General features: G+C 51.8%; 15 protein-coding genes and 1 other RNA gene. 9 read left to right on the top strand and 7 right to left on the bottom strand.

Annotation, left to right across the window (positions count from 1 at the left end; genetic code table 11):
- The first annotated feature begins 191 nt into the window (after window positions 1-191).
- Window positions 192-1,502 carry an acetyl-CoA C-acyltransferase FadI gene (gene fadI / locus PTW35_RS04385; protein ID WP_281026663.1) on the top strand — a complete coding sequence of 437 codons (1,311 nt, stop codon included), beginning with the start codon at window positions 192-194 and terminating at the stop codon, window positions 1,500-1,502.
- Window positions 1,502-3,622 carry a fatty acid oxidation complex subunit alpha FadJ gene (fadJ, locus tag PTW35_RS04390; RefSeq protein ID WP_281026664.1) on the top strand — a complete coding sequence of 707 codons (2,121 nt, stop codon included), beginning with the start codon at window positions 1,502-1,504 and terminating at the stop codon, window positions 3,620-3,622. Before fadI ends, fadJ begins: the two co-directional genes overlap by 1 nt.
- 656 nt (window positions 3,623-4,278) lie before the next feature.
- Here fadJ and PTW35_RS04395 read toward each other — a convergent pair.
- Window positions 4,279-7,044 carry an insulinase family protein gene (locus PTW35_RS04395; protein ID WP_281026665.1) on the bottom strand — a complete coding sequence of 922 codons (2,766 nt, stop codon included), beginning with the start codon at window positions 7,042-7,044 and terminating at the stop codon, window positions 4,279-4,281.
- A 315-nt stretch (window positions 7,045-7,359) separates the two neighbouring features.
- Between PTW35_RS04395 and sixA the strand changes: the two genes are divergently transcribed.
- Window positions 7,360-7,833, top strand: a complete 474-nt coding sequence (sixA, locus tag PTW35_RS04400) for a phosphohistidine phosphatase SixA (protein WP_281026666.1) — start codon at window positions 7,360-7,362, stop codon at window positions 7,831-7,833.
- Window positions 7,834-7,928: 95 nt separating this feature from the next.
- Entirely contained in the window at window positions 7,929-8,288 is a 360-nt protein-coding gene (locus tag PTW35_RS04405; protein WP_197078618.1) for a hypothetical protein, read from the top strand.
- Between the two features lie 47 nt (window positions 8,289-8,335).
- On the opposite strand, the gene smrB is transcribed toward PTW35_RS04405, so the two are convergent.
- Entirely contained in the window at window positions 8,336-8,866 is a 531-nt protein-coding gene (gene smrB, locus PTW35_RS04410) for an endonuclease SmrB (protein ID WP_281026667.1), read from the bottom strand.
- Between the two features lie 53 nt (window positions 8,867-8,919).
- On the opposite strand from smrB, the gene prmB reads away from it, so the two are divergent.
- Entirely contained in the window at window positions 8,920-9,852 is a 933-nt protein-coding gene (gene prmB, locus PTW35_RS04415) for a 50S ribosomal protein L3 N(5)-glutamine methyltransferase (RefSeq protein WP_281026668.1), read from the top strand.
- Between the two features lie 80 nt (window positions 9,853-9,932).
- Here the strand turns inward: prmB and PTW35_RS04420 are convergent, their stop codons facing one another.
- From PTW35_RS04420 to PTW35_RS04430, 3 genes are all read right to left on the bottom strand, one after another.
- Complete coding sequence (locus PTW35_RS04420) at window positions 9,933-11,108, bottom strand: acyltransferase (protein WP_281026669.1); 1,176 nt, start codon at window positions 11,106-11,108, stop codon at window positions 9,933-9,935.
- 378 nt (window positions 11,109-11,486) lie between these two features.
- The gene (queC, locus tag PTW35_RS04425) at window positions 11,487-12,185 is read right to left on the bottom strand and encodes a 7-cyano-7-deazaguanine synthase QueC (protein ID WP_281026670.1); all 699 of its coding nucleotides are present in this window, start codon (window positions 12,183-12,185) and stop codon (window positions 11,487-11,489) included.
- A gap of 194 nt (window positions 12,186-12,379) precedes the next feature.
- Complete coding sequence (locus tag PTW35_RS04430) at window positions 12,380-13,447, bottom strand: PLP-dependent cysteine synthase family protein (RefSeq protein WP_281026671.1); 1,068 nt, start codon at window positions 13,445-13,447, stop codon at window positions 12,380-12,382.
- Window positions 13,448-13,601: 154 nt separating this feature from the next.
- On the opposite strand from PTW35_RS04430, the gene PTW35_RS04435 reads away from it, so the two are divergent.
- On the top strand, window positions 13,602-14,063 hold the full coding sequence (locus PTW35_RS04435) for an Lrp/AsnC family transcriptional regulator (protein ID WP_039462060.1): 462 nt from the start codon (window positions 13,602-13,604) through the stop codon (window positions 14,061-14,063).
- A gap of 99 nt (window positions 14,064-14,162) precedes the next feature.
- Here the strand turns inward: PTW35_RS04435 and tesB are convergent, their stop codons facing one another.
- A complete protein-coding gene (gene tesB, locus PTW35_RS04440; RefSeq protein WP_281026672.1) occupies window positions 14,163-15,029 on the bottom strand; it encodes an acyl-CoA thioesterase II in 867 nt (288 codons plus the stop codon).
- A 141-nt stretch (window positions 15,030-15,170) separates the two neighbouring features.
- Here tesB and PTW35_RS04445 point away from each other — a divergent pair, with 141 nt between their 5' ends.
- The gene (locus PTW35_RS04445; protein WP_281026673.1) at window positions 15,171-15,590 is read left to right on the top strand and encodes a YbaY family lipoprotein; all 420 of its coding nucleotides are present in this window, start codon (window positions 15,171-15,173) and stop codon (window positions 15,588-15,590) included.
- 43 nt (window positions 15,591-15,633) lie between these two features.
- Here PTW35_RS04445 and PTW35_RS04450 read toward each other — a convergent pair whose 3' ends face one another.
- On the bottom strand, window positions 15,634-15,939 hold the full coding sequence (locus tag PTW35_RS04450; RefSeq protein WP_281026674.1) for an MGMT family protein: 306 nt from the start codon (window positions 15,937-15,939) through the stop codon (window positions 15,634-15,636).
- 78 nt (window positions 15,940-16,017) lie between these two features.
- Here PTW35_RS04450 and PTW35_RS04455 point away from each other — a divergent pair, with 78 nt between their 5' ends.
- On the top strand, window positions 16,018-16,752 hold the full coding sequence (locus PTW35_RS04455; RefSeq protein WP_281026675.1) for a hypothetical protein: 735 nt from the start codon (window positions 16,018-16,020) through the stop codon (window positions 16,750-16,752).
- A 145-nt stretch (window positions 16,753-16,897) separates the two neighbouring features.
- Window positions 16,898-16,994, top strand: an RNA gene (ffs, locus tag PTW35_RS04460) — signal recognition particle sRNA small type.
- Window positions 16,995-17,016: the final 22 nt, after the last annotated feature.

The raw sequence follows: 17,016 nt of genomic DNA on the forward strand, positions 1-17,016 counted from the left end.
CAATTTTTCTTTTTCTTTGCCATTTTTCAGCAGCGTCAAATCCCACCACCATATCAGTTGCCATAGAGATCGCATTTTTTAAACATTTGTTTGATTCTGATAACAACTGGATTACAATTGTGTGGTCAGACCTCTAAAATTAGACCCTGGGGCAAGGTTCCCCGTACCCGACAAATTAATAAGGAGTAGCGATGACACGTCTCCAAAAGCTCACGACCTCACAGGGTGAGCGCATCGCCGTTGTAAGTGGATTACGTACCCCCTTTGCCCGCCAGTCCACCGCATTTGACGGTGTACCGGCGTTGGACATGGGGAAAATGGTTGTCAGTGAAATGCTCCAGCAGGTGGATATTGATCCCAAGCTGATTGATCAGGTGGTATTTGGCCAGGTGGTTCAGATGCCCGAAGCGCCGAATATTGCCCGTGAGATTGTACTGGGTACCGGCATGGACATCGGCACCGATGCCTACAGCGTCACCCGTGCCTGTGCGACCAGCTTCCAGGCCGCTGCCAATGTGGCAGAGAGTATCCTGTCGGGCACGATTGATATTGGTATTGCTGGCGGCGCGGATTCATCTTCAGTCTTGCCCATTGGCGTATCCAAGCACCTTGCGGCGACATTGCTGGCGCTGAGCAAAGCCAAGACAATGAGCAAGCGTTTAAAACTGCTGAGCAAGCTCAGTGTCAAAGATCTGATGCCGGTCCCGCCTGCAGTCGCGGAATACTCAACGGGTTTGAGCATGGGGCAGACGGCCGAGCAGATGGCAAAAAGTCATGGCATTACCCGCCAGGAGCAAGACGCTCTCGCACACCGCTCCCACACCCTGGCAGCCCAGGCTTGGCGTGACGGTTTGATCCAAGATGAAGTGATCACCGCTTTCCCGGAACCCTACCGCCAGTGGATTGACAAAGACAACAATATCCGCGAAGACTCCAGCCTTGAGTCGTACGCCAAATTGCGCCCGGCCTTCGATCGCAAGTTCGGTTCGGTCACCGCTGCCAACTCAACCCCGCTAACTGATGGTGCTGCCGCGCTGTTGTTAATGCGTGAGGGCAGGGCGAAAGAGCTTGGCCTGAAACCTTTGGGTTATATCCGCTCTTACGCGTTTTCTGCCATTGGTGTCGAGCAAGATATGCTGATGGGACCATCCTACGCCACGCCTATGGCACTGGACCGCGCGGGCGTCACTTTGCGTGACCTTACCCTGATCGATATGCATGAGGCTTTTGCCGCCCAGGCGCTGGCCAACGTGAAGATGTTCGGCTCGACGCAGTTTGCCAAAGAGAAGCTGGGCCGAAGTGAAGCCATTGGCGAAATTGATATGGATAAATTCAATGTCCTTGGAGGCTCGATTGCCTATGGTCACCCGTTTGCCGCAACGGGGGCGCGGATGATCACCCAGACCTTGAGGGAGCTACAGCGCCGTGGTGGTGGTTTAGCTTTGAATACTGCCTGTGCTGCTGGTGGCCTTGGCGCCGCAATGATTTTGGAGGCCGAATAATGACTGAACAACAATCTGCATTCACATTGTCTTATGCCGATAACGGCGTTGCCTGGCTCAAAATCGATGTGCCCAACGAGAAAATGAACACCTTGCAAGCGCAGTTCGGCGAGCAGGTCAGTGCGGTGCTCGAAGAGCTGAAAGGCAAAAGTGATATCAAGGGGATGGTGGTTTATTCGGGTAAGCCGGATAACTTTGTCGCTGGGGCGGATATTCGCATGCTGGCGGCTTGCACCACCGCCGAAGAGGCCGCCGGGCTAGCAGCACAAGGCCAGCAGCTATTTGCCGAGCTGGAAAATCTGCCGTTCCATACTGTCGCCGCAATACATGGACCGTGCTTGGGCGGTGGGCTTGAGTTGGCCTTGGCGTGCCATAGCCGTGTTTGTTCCGACGATGATAAGACTCGCCTAGGCTTGCCGGAAGTGCAGTTGGGCTTGTTACCGGGCTCGGGCGGTACCCAGCGGCTACCCCGCTTGATTGGTGTAGCAGGGGCGTTGGATATGATCCTGACCGGCAAGCAGCTTCGGGCCAAAAAAGCCAAGAAAGTTGGAGTCGTTGATGAAGCGGTTCCACATAGTATCTTGCTCGATGTTGCGGAAAAACAGGCGCTGAAACCCAAGCCGAAGCGCCATTTGTCGCTGCAAGACCGTGCTATGGGGGGCAATGCATTGGGCCGCTCCTTGGTGTTCGATCAAGCTGCCAAGAAAACCCATGAGAAAACCCGGGGCAATTACCCTGCGGCCGATGCCATTCTGGATGTCATCAAATATGGCCTGAAAAACGGTATGGCCAAAGGCTTGGCCCGCGAGGCCAAACTGTTTGGTGATTTGGTGATGACACCGGAATCGGCGGCCCTGCGTAGTATTTTCTTTGCCACCACGGCAATGAAAAAAGAAACAGGATCGCAAGCACAGCCGCGTTCGATCGGGCATGTTGGCGTACTTGGCGGCGGCCTGATGGGCGGTGGGATCAGCCATGTAACGGCCACTAAGGCGGGCTACCCGGTGCGGATCAAGGACATTAGCAATGACGGTATTCTCAATGCGATGTCATATAACTACAAGCTGCTGGATAAAAAACGCAAGCGCCGGATCATCAGCAAGGCTGAGTTGCAAAAACAGATGCAAAGCATCGCCGGTGGTATTGACTACACTGCGTTCGATCGTATGGATGTGGTCATTGAGGCGGTATTTGAAGATCTTGGCCTTAAACACCAGATGGTCAAGGAGATTGAGGCCAATACCAAGCCGGAGACCATTTTTGCTACCAATACCTCGTCGCTGCCGATCCACCAGATCGCTGAGGCGGCAGAGCGTCCTGAAAATGTGGTGGGGCTGCACTACTTCAGCCCGGTAGAAAAAATGCCGCTGGTCGAGGTGATCCCGCATCAAGGAACCTCTGAGGAAACCGTCGCTACGGTCGTTTCGCTGGCGAAAAAACAGGGCAAGACACCGATTGTGGTCGGTGACAAAGCTGGCTTTTACGTCAATCGTATCCTGGCGCCATACATGAATGAGGCGGCGCAGGTGCTGTTGGCTGGCGAGCCGATTGAGCATCTCGATACCGCACTGCTGGATTTCGGTTTCCCGGTTGGGCCGATCACTTTGCTTGATGAGGTGGGGGTCGATATCGGGGCGAAAATCATGCCTGTTCTGGTCGGTGAACTGGGCGAGCGATTCCAGGGGCCGGATGTCTTCGACAAGCTGCTTAACGACGGCCGAAAAGGACGCAAGACTGGTAAAGGTTTCTATTTGTATAACAGCAAGAAGAAAGCGGTCGACAAGAGCGTCTACAAACTGTTGGGGCTTGATCCCGAGAAGAAGGCTGACGCCGAGGCTATTGCCATTCGCTGTACCCTGATGATGCTCAATGAAGCCGCGCGCTGTCTGGATGAAGGCGTAGTGCGCTCGGCGCGCGATGGCGATATCGGTGCTATTTTCGGTATTGGCTTCCCGCCATTCCTTGGCGGGCCGTTCCGCTATATGGATCAGCTTGGTATCCAGCGGGTGGTTGAGTTACTGACAGAGCATGCGGATAAATACGGGGAGCGGTTCAAACCGTGCCAGGCGTTGATTGACATGGCCGAAGCGGGACAGAGTTATTACCCTGCGGAAGATTAATCGGGCCAGTTTTTAGCAGGCTTATGCCGTTACAGCCAGTTGCGAGAGTGACTGGCTTTTTTTATTAAAGATCCGGCGCTGGGAAGAATTTGACTACTCGCAAGCGGAAGCGGGGTTCGAACCATCTGGGTCTTAATATATGGTAAGTCATCATAGTTAGTAACATGGCTACAAACATGTTTAATTTAGTAAACACTACTAATAGTGAGGTTGCTATAGCGACAAATACTAAGGCGTATAAGATCATATCTGCTTCATGATGAGTTAAAGCACTGCCGCAGTTAGAGCATGTGAAGTAGTCATCATAATTGTATAGCAGGGGGGTTTTTAGTGGCTGGTGGCAATGTGGGCAGTGCTGGCTCATAAGGGCAACTCCTTCACGATCTCAAACTAAGGGGGGGACGTTTCTACCTCTCTATTGGTCGCCGTTGCCAAGAGTTGTGGAGGTAACAAATCTATAGGACGACCGATAATGTGGAATGGTTCAATATCCTGCCACTGAATAGTTTTGATAAATTATTACAGGAAATGTTTTGGCAGGTGAAAAATCATAAAAAATATGAAACGTGAAATATGTATTGTTTTAACCAGCTGAATAAAAAGTAAAAACCCGGCGATGCCGGGCTTTTACTTTCATTTAGAATGTCCTTTCAGGCTCAGCAGGCACCCTGCTGGAATTCGTCTATGGAGCCGATTGGGCTGCCGATAAGCAAAGGTTCTAGGTTACTGTGTGCCTGCCCCTGACTATGCATTACAATGCGATTGGAGGTGCGTGGCTTCACCACATCGACAATAAATTTCACCATGTCGGCACGGCTGATGTCAGCCAGGGCGTCGATCACTTTTTGCCGTTGGTTAAACTCCGTATCCTTGTTGCCGATGCTAACCCAGAAGCGTTGGGCTCGGGCACGCAAGTTAGTATCTGGTTCAGAAATCTGGGCAATCAACCCCTGCTTGCTGGCTTGCCATTGCGCCTCGTTGAGCTCGAGCAGAACCAGCGCAAAGGCGTTGGTAAATTCATCAATGGCTTCCAGTAACTGTGTTGGGGCTGCGACTGGCGATTGGATATATAAGATCAATCCAGGGTGTCGGTTGAGCGGCAAATTGGCCGTTCCCACCATGTAGCCAAGTTGCTGGCGGGTTCGCAGCTCATGGAAAAACGTTGTCGACATCAGGTGATTGGCCAAAGTATAGATGGCTATTTTCCTTGGTGTTGTCTCACGTGACTGGTAATACATCAGTAACGCCGAGTCGGCGTGGTCGCAGCTGATTTCATGGCTGAGGGTACCTGAGTTGCCCAACCGAACAAGCGGCCGCTGAGCTTCACCGTAGAGCTGGTCGGTCACCCGGAAGGCATCCTTGAGGGTCTCGGCCAAGGCGATTGCGTCTTCCTCGAGCCAGTTGCCATAGACAAAAGTATCGATGTGTAGTTCGGCAAACATCGCTTCGACAAAGGCTGGCAGCTCGTCGACTTCGATGCTTTCCAGCGCTTCGATTAGCACCGGGTAGGGCGGGTTGTTGGGTTGCAATACCCCGGTCAGCGCATTGAACAGCTGTGAAATTGGCTTGTCCTGCGCGGCATTGCGCCAGTTGCGAAGCATCTGGGCTTTGATATTTCTGAATCGTTCCGGGTTGAACTCTCGGTTGGCAAAACGGTCGAGCAACAGCTTGAGCAGTAGCGGTTGCTTCTCACTGAAGCCGGATAGCTGCAGGGTCACTCCGCCTTGGTGGGCATACAGGTTGTACGACATGCCGGCAATTTCGGCCGGGTAGGCTGACTCATTGATCGCGTCGAGCAGCATTTCGACACACAGCCGCGTCTTGACAATATTGCGAGGCGAGTTAACGGCATGTGGGCTATCGATCGCCACATAGACAATCCCTTTGGGCACCCGGAACTCGTGCTCCTGTTTGTACCATAGACGAAATCCCGGCAGATCCTGAAGCAACTGGGGGGGCTTGACAGCGTCAGCGGCGAGCGGGAGCGGGTCGGGTCTTTCGCAAAGATAAGGGTTTCTCTCTGGCAGCTGCAATTTAGGCTCGCAGCCCGGGGACTTCCAGCTTGCCAGTTGCTGCTCGGTGAGCGGTTTCACGCTGTATGGGGTGTGGTACCACTGGGCGACTCTGTCATTGTTTTGACCTTGTGCGACCAGGATGAGACGCATGTTGTCGGGAGTAAGCTGAGCAAGGAAAGAGGAAATCAGCGCTTCGTCATACTCGGCCATCATATAGTCGCCGTAGATAATATCATCGGGCGCATAGTGCAGCAGGTTCATCACCAGATAGCTGACCGTGTCGAGTGGGCGGCTTTTTTCCTGATAGCGGAAAGCCATATCCAGCACTGATTTTTTCTCGGCAAAACGCCACTCGTCCAACCCTTGCTGGCGGAGCAGCTCAATGTACTGGAAAACGGTATTAACAATCTCATCAATGTGCTCGAGGCCTTTGGGTGTGAGGTTGAGACTGACCGTAAATTCTCGGAAGTTACTGCCGCTCACGCCGCCGCCGGCAGCCAGCGTATTGATAAAACCTTGTGTTTTCAATAATGACATTAGGCTGCCGCTGCCTTCATTGCCCAATAAATGGGCGATATAGGAAAGGGGCTTTTTGTGGTAGTACTGATCGACCGCCGGGAGGGTGAACGATAGGGTGAGCTTTCGTACTTCCTTGATCGGATCGATCGTGATGAATTTGGCTTTCTCGTTATCTGACACCAGAGGAACTGTAATTTCGGCCTTTGCATTGCCGGTATTGGGAATGTCGCGGAAAAAGGTCTGGGCATAGGCATCCAACTCTTCCAGAGATTGGGGGCCAAGTAGAACCAATCCCATTAGGCTGGCGCAATAATGTGTTTGGTAGAAGCTGATCAGCTCGTCGCGAACCGACTTGTCGTTGCGGTCTTCCAGTGTGGTCAAATCGCCGACCGAAAACTTGGCGAAAGGGTGATCCGGGTTGATGGTTTCCTTGTGGACCTGGTAAAGCCGGCGCACATCATCTTTGAGCTTGAGCTTGTATTCAGAGTCGACGGCATTGCGTTCCTTATCGACAGCTTCCTCATTGAATAACGGTGCGGTAAAAAATTGGCCGAAGCGGTCTAGGCCCTCGCCAAAGGCATGGGGGCTGACTTCGAAGAAATAGGTGGTGTTCTCGGTTCCTGTCCATGCATTGTTGCTGCCGCCGCTTTGGTTGATGAAGGTTTGGAATTCGCCCACTTTGGGATATTTTTCGGTACCGAGAAACAGCATGTGCTCAAGGAAGTGTGCCATGCCCTGACGGTCGAGAGGATCGTCAAAGTGGCCGACCTTCACCGACAGTGCCGCTGCTGAGCGGGGAGCTTCAGCATCATGTACCAGCAGTACCTTCAATCCATTGGGTAGGGTGAGGTAGCGGTACTGCTTGGGGTCATTAGGACTTGTATGCACTGGAAGCGCCTATTATTCAGAGGAAATTAGACTAATTATGACGCCCATTAGAAGGGGTGGCAAATTTAACCCATGTTTATTTGCCAATAAACAAAAGGTTAGCTGAGCGGCTTCCTATCACGATCACGGAACTTCCACAGGGTGAGCGGGATCTCTGTTTTCCGTTAGCGTTACTTGCTAGCATAGCGCTGGAGTACGTCTTTTCTGATGGTGAGAAGTCGGATAAGTAAGCCTGAGTTTGATCGATCCCTAACCACTGATAGTAATAAAAAATGAGTGTGCGCTCGGGTATCAGACTGTGAAATTGGAAAAATTATGCGAATTTATATTATGCGTCACGGCGAAGCCCAGCATTTTGCGGCCAGTGATGCAGACCGCCCGCTGACCGATAGGGGAGCTGCTCTCTCCGAGCAGATGGCTGTGCAACTTGCCGGCCAGTTCGATAACGATCTGGACATGGTCTGGGTGAGCCCCTATCTTCGTGCGCAGCAGACGTGGCAAGCAATGGCGTCGTCTCTGCCAGAACCCAAGCGAGTGATGACAGTCGATGAGATAACACCTTACGGTGATGCCGAAGATGTCGCCGCTTATCTTAAAGCGGTGATCGGTATCGAGCAGCCCGAAAACCTGCTGATCGTCTCGCACTTGCCTTTGGTGGGCTACCTGACTGCCGAAATGGTCCCTGGCTTACAGCCACCAATGTTCATTACCTCTTCCATTGCTGCGATAGATTACCAGCCAGATAGCGACAGTGGCGACCTGCTGTGGCACGCCAACCCTGAAGGCTAGTTCAGATCCCCCCGGAATACATTAGGAAAAATCCTAAGGTTTTTCCGGGTGGTGCCGATGTATTCTCTAATTCTCTTGAATTCAAAGACGTTTTGATGAAAGCAAAGTTATTACTAGCGATGGGTGTCGCACTGCTGGCGGGATGTGTACAAGTGCCGACAGCACCAAGCATCAATGCCAATGGTGCCATCAGGTGGGCCAATGGTATAACCGAAGATATGCATATTTCAGCGTCAGGTAGCACCCTGACTTTTGCGTCGCCGCAAAGCCTGTTCAATCCGGGAGGGATCACGATTTTCTCGCGGATCGACAGTGCCCGCAACGGGGCCTGCGAGCATTACTACAGCGAACAGGCCGTGAAAACACGGATGAATATTTGTGATAGCGGCGAAGTGACCTTGCTGGTAGAAGGCCAGGTTATTAACGTAGGCTCTTTGGCCAAATTCGTTTACTGATTGGCGAGGGGCAAAGGAAATTTGTAGCCGAGCCCCTAACCCGTTTACTACCTCTCCGGAATGTCCAGTAGCACCAGAAGGGCGCCATCACCGCCAAATTCCAGCGGCGCCTGATGGAACGCCATCACGTCAGGATGCTGGGCCAACCACATCGGGGCTTTTTGCTTGAGGATATGCTTGCCGATGCCATGCATGACACAGCAGCAGGCGACATTTTCCTTGATGCAGGCCGCTATCATTGCCGCCAGCTCTCGCTTGGCCTCTTTCTGTGTCATCCCGTGCATGTCGAGGTACATATCCGGAACATAAACCCCGCGACGGAGCTTCTTCACCTCATATTTGGACACGCCGGTACGGGCGTACTGGGTCGGGCCCGTCTCGTTGAGGTGCGGCTCGAACTCGTCAGAGAAGTAAAACTCGTGATTTTGTGTTTCTTTTGCCGAGACTTTTGGTTTATCAGTCTTTGGACCCTGTCGGCGGGGCGTGATTATGGTATCATTAGTGATCTTTTTTACGCCCTTAACCGCTTCCTGGAAGAGCATCAGATCGTCGTCCAGGTTAGTATCTTTTTTGCTCATAGTGAAATTCCAACAACTTTATAGCGGTATTGTAGCGCCATTCGGAGGCTATTTTGGATAAGATTTTTGTCGACGAAGCCGTCAACGAACTTCATACATTGCAGGACATGCTACGTTGGACGGTTAGCCGTTTCAATGCTGCCGGTCTATTTTATGGTCACGGTACAGACAATGCGTGGGACGAGGCGGTTCAGCTGGTCCTGCCAACGCTGTACTTACCCCTTGATGTGCCATCAGAAGTACGTCACTCACGCCTGACCAGCAGTGAGCGTCACCGTATTGTTGAGCGCGTGATCCGCCGTATCAACGAGCGTACCCCAGTTGCTTACCTCACCAACAAGGCTTACTTCTGTGGTATGGAGTTCTTTGTCGACGAACGCGTACTTGTGCCTCGTTCGCCGATTGGCGAGCTGATCGAAAACTTCTTCGAACCGTTCCTCAAAGAGCGTCCGACCCGCATTATGGACTTGTGCACGGGCTCTGGCTGTATCGGTATCGCCTGTGCCCATGCTTTCCCAGAAGCTGAAGTCGATGTGGTTGATATCTCAGTCGATGCGCTGGCGGTTGCCGAGCAGAATATTCAGGACCACGGCCTGGAGCAGCAGGTGATCCCGCTGCGCTCTGATCTGCTGCGTGATGTGCCAAAAGACAAATACGACCTGATCGTGACCAATCCGCCATACGTGGATCAGGAAGATATGAACAGCCTGCCGGACGAGTTCCGCCACGAGCCTGAACTGGGCCTGGCTGCGGGTACCGATGGCCTGAAGCTGGTTCGCCGTATCTTGGCTAACGCTCCGGATTACCTGAAAGAAGATGGTGTATTGATCTGCGAAGTGGGTAACTCGATGATCCATATGGAAGAGCAGTACCCGCATATTCCGTTTACCTGGATCGAGTTTGAAAACGGCGGCCACGGTGTATTCATGATGACCCGTGACCAGTTGCTTGAGTGTGCTGATGAGTTTGCTCTTTACCGCGACTAATTAGCGACGCCATTGCGAGATAGCAAAATGCCGCCAACCGATAGGTTGGCGGCATTTTTTATATCTGACGCTTACGTGCTCTACGTTGGATTGGCTGCCATGCCTCGTTTTTTGCGCGACCTTAGCGCGTGCATGGCGGGTTTTTCAACGTAGTAATAGCTGAGCGTCGATACGCCAAGGGCAACGGCAATAAATACCATTGCACCACCGCTGGCTGCCAACCAGCTTGTTTGGCTATTCCATACTGTTAGTTGGTCGGGGAATATCAGTTGGGCAACCTCAATGCCGGCAAGCAGCAGGACTGCGTGCCACAAGTAAAGGGAGTAGGAAATATCACCGAGGAAGCGGGTGGCACGGTTATCCAGCAGTTTGAATATCGGGGTGGCTCTCTCGGTTTGTTGCGCAGAGATCAGCACCAATAGAGCAAATGCCGAGATAACCACAACATTGTGGTAACCGCTTTTAGGGAGGTGAAGCAGGCCAATGCAGACGGCAAATATGGTCAGTAGAGCCCAGTCATTGTTCAGAAGGAGGCGTTGTTTGGCTGAAAGTGCAAGGGTATGCATCCAAGCTCCAAGAGTAAAGCTCGCTAGCGCCCTGAGGAATGCGAGCAAGCCACCGGTGACATCCATAGAGCCTTTTAAATGGTTGATATAAAGTAAACTAAGAATAAATAATACAGGGGCCAGATATGATAACTTCCTTCTCAATAAGAGTGGAACCAAGAAAGGAAATACCATGTAACTGAGCCATTCGACGCTTAGTGACCATGATGAAATATTCCATGATAAATCTTGGACAAGTACACCGTGCAGCATTAAGACATTTTGCCATAAGGCCTCTGAACGGTTGAATGGCCCCTCAAAGGCAGGAATGCCACTGACTCCCCAGCTTTCGAACAACGCGCCACCGTAAAAGCCCACCCCCTTACTGGATTTGAAGGCTTCCCAGGCAACTAATACAAGCAGTGTGGTTAAAAACAAAGGGTAGATCCGAGAGAACCTTAACCACATAAACTGTAACCAGCGCGATGGAGTAATGGATTGGGAAAAGGTTGCACGGTAGACATGCATCATGACAAAGCCACTGAGAATAAAAAACAGATCGACCCATAAGTAGCCATTCTCTATAAAGTGGGTATATTCAGTCAACGGCTTCATCCATTGTGGGAAGATGATCAGCCGGGCGTGAAAGAAGACGACGCACAACGCTGCGATACCACGCAGTGGCGTTAGTATAGGGATGGGTTTATTCATGATTATCTACCAAGCACAAAAAGTTGGTATTTATTTTGTCCTAAGAAAAATAAAAAACAATGTCATGGTTAGGGTTATTAAATTGTAAGGTGTTAATTTTTAAATAAAAATGAAATGAATCTCATTTGTTGTGAAAAACAAAATAACAGATTGCTTTATTATGCTGCGGGTCTCGAAGAAAATTAAATTTGTTTTATTGTTGAAGAATACGCTGGTGGAATATTTCTTTTTTTAGGGGCAAAAAAATTGAATAACGGGCGGAAGTTGTGAGATGAAAATAAAAAGGAGGCAGCAATCTGCCTCGCTATTTATTCGCTATACCACTCGTGCTTTTAGGCATTCATTTCATGGTATAGACAGTTTCAGGCGGGATCTCTGCTAGGCAGTCCCGGCCTGCTGCTTGGCTTCTAGCTCTGCCATGATATCGCTTTGGTTGGCGAGGTAATCATCAAGTCCGGCCTTGCGTAGATCGCAAGATGGGCAGTCGCCACAGCCATCACCGATCACCCCGTTATAGCATGTCAGGGTTTTTTCGCGGACGAAGTTGAGCTTACTGTACTGATCAGCAAGCGCCCAAGTTTCGGCCTTGTTGAGCCACATCAGTGGGGTTTCAATCTTCAGCGGGCGATCCATACCCAGCACCAGCGATTGGTTCAGTGATTTGACGAACTCGTCGCGGCAATCAGGGTAGCCGGAAAAGTCGGTTTCACAAACGCCGGTGATCACCGCTTCGGCGCCTATCTGGTAGGCATAGATGCCGGCAAGGGTCAGGAACAGAATGTTACGGCCAGGGACAAAGGAGTTTGGCAGGCCATTTTCCTGCAGCTCGTGGGAGACCGGAATATTGTCGCGGGTCAGGGAGCTGATCGCGAGTTCATTGAGCAGGCCCACGTCCATCACTTTGTGCGCGGCCACGCCCAGCTCTTTGCAGATAGATTCAGCCACTTCGATTTCCAGCTTATGGCGTTGGCCATAATCGAACGTAATGCAGTGAACTTCATCGTAATGGGCCATGGCCTGGATCAGGCAGGTCGTGGAGTCTTGACCGCCACTAAATACAACTACGGCTTTGCGCATGAAAAATTTTCCTATGTTGTTGTCGTACCGAAAAACAGTCGGTAGGGACTACCCCTATTGTCATAAGGGTAGGCCAACAGCAGGTTCTCTATTGGCAGGCTCATGCTACCGCAGCGGGGGAAAAGAAAAAAGTCTTGAAACGAAATGCCGCAGCACTGGTTGTGGTTGTTGCTGCGGCGAGGAGAAACATAGAGCTAGCTCAGTTTGCCGGTTTGCTCCAATTGCTCAAGCTGGGCCAGGTAACCACTGATATCACCAATGTTGTCTTCAACCCAGTCCCGGTTGAAGTAGGTATCGAGGTAACGTTCGCCGCTGTCGCACAGCAGGGTGACAATTGAGCCGGTCTCACCTCGGGCTTTCATCTCGCTGGCGAGCTGCAGCACGCCGTATAGGTTGGTGCCGGTAGAGGCACCGGCCTTGCGGCCAAGCAGTTTCTCCAGCCAGTGCGCTGTGGCAATACTGGCAGCATCCGCAATCGTGCGCATTTCATCCACCACATCGGGGATAAAGCTAGGTTCTACACGCGGGCGACCGATACCTTCGATACGGCTGCCGCATTCGCCGGTCAGCGAAGGATCGCGGGTCTTGTAGTACTGGTGGAATACCGAGTTTTCCGGGTCGACCACACACAGTTTGGTGCTGTGCATTTGGTAGCGAATATAGCGGCCGATGGTGGCTGATGTGCCGCCGGTACCCGGACTCATAACAACCCAGCTTGGAATGGGATGCTCTTCGAGCTTCATCTGATCAAAGATGCTGTTGGCTATGTTGTTATTTCCCCGCCAGTCAGTCGCCCGCTCGGCGTAGGTGAACTGATCCATGTAGTGGCCATTGAGTTCCTTGGCCAAGCGCCGGGATTCCTCATAGATCTCGCTAGGGCTGTCGACCAAATGGGCGCGGCCACCGTAAAACTCGATTTGCTCAATTTTCTTGCGGGCCGTTTTGCGCGGTACCACGGCGATAAACGGCAAGCCGAGCAAGCGGGCAAAATAGGCCTCGGAGACCGCAGTACTGCCTGATGAGGACTCAATGATTGGGGTATCTTTGCCAATCCAACCGTTACACAGGGCAAACAGGAACAGCGAGCGGGCCAAACGGTGCTTGAGGCTACCGGTTGGGTGAGTGCTTTCGTCTTTTAGGTAGATGTCAATGCCGTCCAGCGATGGGATATCCAGCTTGATCAGGTGGGTATCGGCTGAGCGTTGAAAGTCGGCTTCAATTTTGCGGATTGCGGTGTGAATCCATTGCGGGTCGTGGCTCATGGTCGTTCCTTTTGCTGTGTTGCTGGAGTTACTTGGGTATACATATTATGTAAGTAATGTATGACTAAGAGCAGAAAAAATCTTTATCAAATTTACTCCCGATGAATTAAAATGGAGAAAAATATTCTAATTACTATTACCAAGGTAAAACAAATTGGCTGATTTGGATAAAACAGACAGAACCCTACTACGTCTATTGCAACAAGATGGCACGCTGGCACTGGCGGAGCTGGCAGAGGCAGTAAACCTGACGACAACGCCATGCTGGAAGCGCCTCAAGCGTCTCGAAGAGAGTGGGATTTTACGCCAGCGGGTTGCCTTGCTGGATCCGGTAAAGCTCGGCTTGTCGTTTACAGCTTTCGTTCAGATCAAAACCAGTAACCACTCTAAGGAGTGGTACCACAAATTTGTTGATACGGTGTCTGACTTTCCTGAAGTGATGGAGTTCTACCGCATGGCCGGTGAGTATGACTACATGATGAAGGTGCAGGTGGCCGATATGTCAGCGTTTGATCAGTTCTATAAAAAGCTGGTGAACAGCATCGAAGGGCTGACCAATGTGACGTCGACCTTTGCCATGGAGCCGCTCAAGTACACCACGGCCTTGCCGGTGTAATCCTTGGGTCAATATGCAGGGAAAGTATGCGGGTGCTGATTTGGTATGAAAAGAGGCGGGAATACCGCCTCTTAAAATCATGTAGTAAGCTCAACCCAGCTATTTATCCCCAGTATGGCGCATCAGGCCTTCCTGTACCGCGGAGGCGACCAGTTCGCCTTTCTGGTTGTAGATCTCACCTCGGACCAAGCCGCGGGCATTACTAGCCGATGGACTGTCGATAGCGTAAAGAAGCCACTCATCCATACGGAACGGGCGGTGGAACCACATGGAGTGGTCAATGGTTGCCACTTTCATCTGTGGGTTGAATAAGCTGACACCGTGCGGTTGCAAGGCGGTGACCAAGAATCCCCAGTCGGAGGCGTAAGCCAACAGGTACTGGTGGATACGCGGATCGTCTGGCATCTCGCCGTTGGCTTTGATCCAAAGGTACTGCTTGGCCTCGGTTGGCTGCGGGGCTAGCGGGTTGACCACATTGACCGGCCGTACTTCAATCGGCCGATCGCAGCCGAAATGCTTAACTGCACTTTTCGGTAGTTTATCGGCCATTGCCAGCACGAGCTGCTGTTCTGACATCAATCCTTCATAGGAAGGGACATTGGGCATGGTCGATTGGTGCTCGAACCCACTTTCTTCTGCCTGATAAGACGCCGTGATATAGAAAATTGGCCGGCCGTACTGAATTGCCTTGACCCGGCGGGTGCTGAAGCTGTGTCCGTCACGGAGGTTTTCGACATCGTAAATGATCGGTTTGTGGGGATCGCCCGGACGTAAGAAGTAACTGTGGAATGAGTGCACTTGGCGGTCCTCATCGACGGTTTCCTTCGCCGCCGACAGGGCTTGTCCAAGGACCTGGCCGCCATAAACTTGTGGTAAACCCAAATGCTCACTTTGGCCACGGAATAATCCTTGTTCAAGCTGCTCTAAATGTAGCAGAGTGAGAAGTTCATTCAGTTCTTTGCTCATCGGATCTCCAAAAATAATGTTATTATTACGCGCCGTTGGGAGTGAAAAAATCTTTCAATGATGAATGATGATTATTCAGTTTAAACATGAGTTCAAGTGCTTGTCACACATGAAAATGACAGTTTTGTTTTAGGAGAGGCAATGAAAAGGGTTTTTGCACTGATTTCGGTATTGGCTGTGGCGCTGATCGTATCGGCTTGTAGCAGCATGATCCAACAAGATGCCGACTTGGAAGCGGTGACGGGGACCTTGACTTACAAAGAGCGTATTGCCTTGCCGGATCATGCCCGTATCACTGTGACGTTGGCCGATGTGTCCAAAATGGATGTCGCCGCAGAAGTACTCAGTAGCCAGGCTTTTTTGGCGGATGGTAAACAGGTGCCTTTTGACTACCAATTAAATTTCTCCCGTCAGGAAATCAGGCCTAACCATACCTATGCGGTGAGTGCGCGTATCGAAGTGGACGGCAAGTTGTGGTTCATTACCGATACGGCTAATCATGTACTGACTGACCAAGCTGGGTCGACTCATAAAGATGTGGTATTGGTAAAGGTCAACTAAAGGCTTCCCGAGACGCGATATGATGCTGCCGGGATCGGCGGCATCAAAAGCCATCCCATCGATAACGGCTAAGTTTGAGCCGCCCGGCATCACTGACCTCCACCCCTTCATCAATCAATTTTCGGCGTTGGCGCTGTAAATCGTGCCCTGTCAGGGAAATCTCTCCTTTTGCATTCACAACCCGGTGCCAGGGCAGTGTTGACCCGTCGGGTAAGGTTGCCATAAGTCGCCCTACTTGGCGGGCATAGCCGGGAAAACCTGCAAATTTGGCTATATCGCCATAAGTTGCGACTTTTCCATGTGGAATTTGGTGAACTTGGGTGTAGATTTGAGACGCGAAATCATCCATATTTATACCTGTACCATACAAAAACCTGATGACCGAACATGGTATTACGGTTGTCAGAGAACGCAAGGAGGTGCTGCCATGTTGTATGCCGCGTTACTTGTTGTGGTCAGCATTGCGTTGACCATCGTCGGAGTCAGTGCATTGGGGCAAAGCCACGGAGAGCTGCCTGCACTGGCCCTTGCTATTCCCGCACTCTGGTTGCTGCCGCAAGGCGGCGTGTCTGCCTGGCTGTTGCTTATAGGGCTGGGTACCTTCGGTTTTGTCCTCCCCGAACAGCCAATCGCTCTTGCGGTGAGCGTCTTTATGATGCTGCCGGTGTTTGCGGTAAGTTTTTCCGCCAAGAGCACCTGGCAATTGGCAGCGTTGCTAATATCTATCGTTCTTGCGATGGATGTGGGTTTGATGGCACTGCAAGCCGAAGGCAAGCTTGAAGGAAGCCCGACTTACACCATTATTCAAATCCTTGCCGTTGGGGTGATCTGGATTGCGGCCCGCAGCTGGCGGCCGGTAGAAGGCAATACCTGGTGGCCGTTGTTCCTGGTGATCCCGCTTTGGGTTGGGGGGCTGGGCCATGCGGCGTTGGTTGCCTTGTGCGTGACCGGGCTGATTGCCTCGCTGCAGGGGATGGCCAAAAGCAAACTCAGCGAGTGGGTTCCGCGGATGATGTGGATACTCCCGGCCGTTGGCTTTGCCACCTTGGTGCTGGTGCCATGGCTCGAGGTGCCAAACCCGATCCTGGTTGCCTGGCTGCTGGTGCTGGGCGGGGCACTGCTGGGGGAATACCTGCTGGAAGACCCAGAAGAAGAGCTTTAGGAACGCTAACTGTGTGAAAAGGGGAGTGTTTGGGTAATAAATCGGCAGTCGGTCGGGAAACTTGGGTTGTGCTATTGCAATCGCTCCGACCATAGCGGATAATCCATCCCGTTCTCGCAAAGAGACAAAGAATCTATGGAGGCCCTGCTGGTCCTCTCGCAACACTAACTCGTGAACCCGGTCAGGCCCGGAAGGGAGCAGCCGCAGCGAGCGACGTGTGTGCCGAGATGTGGCTGGTGGGGCTTCCACCCATCTTGTCGCAAA

The sequence above is a fragment of the Photobacterium sp. DA100 genome, assembly GCF_029223585.1.
In the GTDB taxonomy this organism is placed as follows: domain Bacteria; phylum Pseudomonadota; class Gammaproteobacteria; order Enterobacterales; family Vibrionaceae; genus Photobacterium.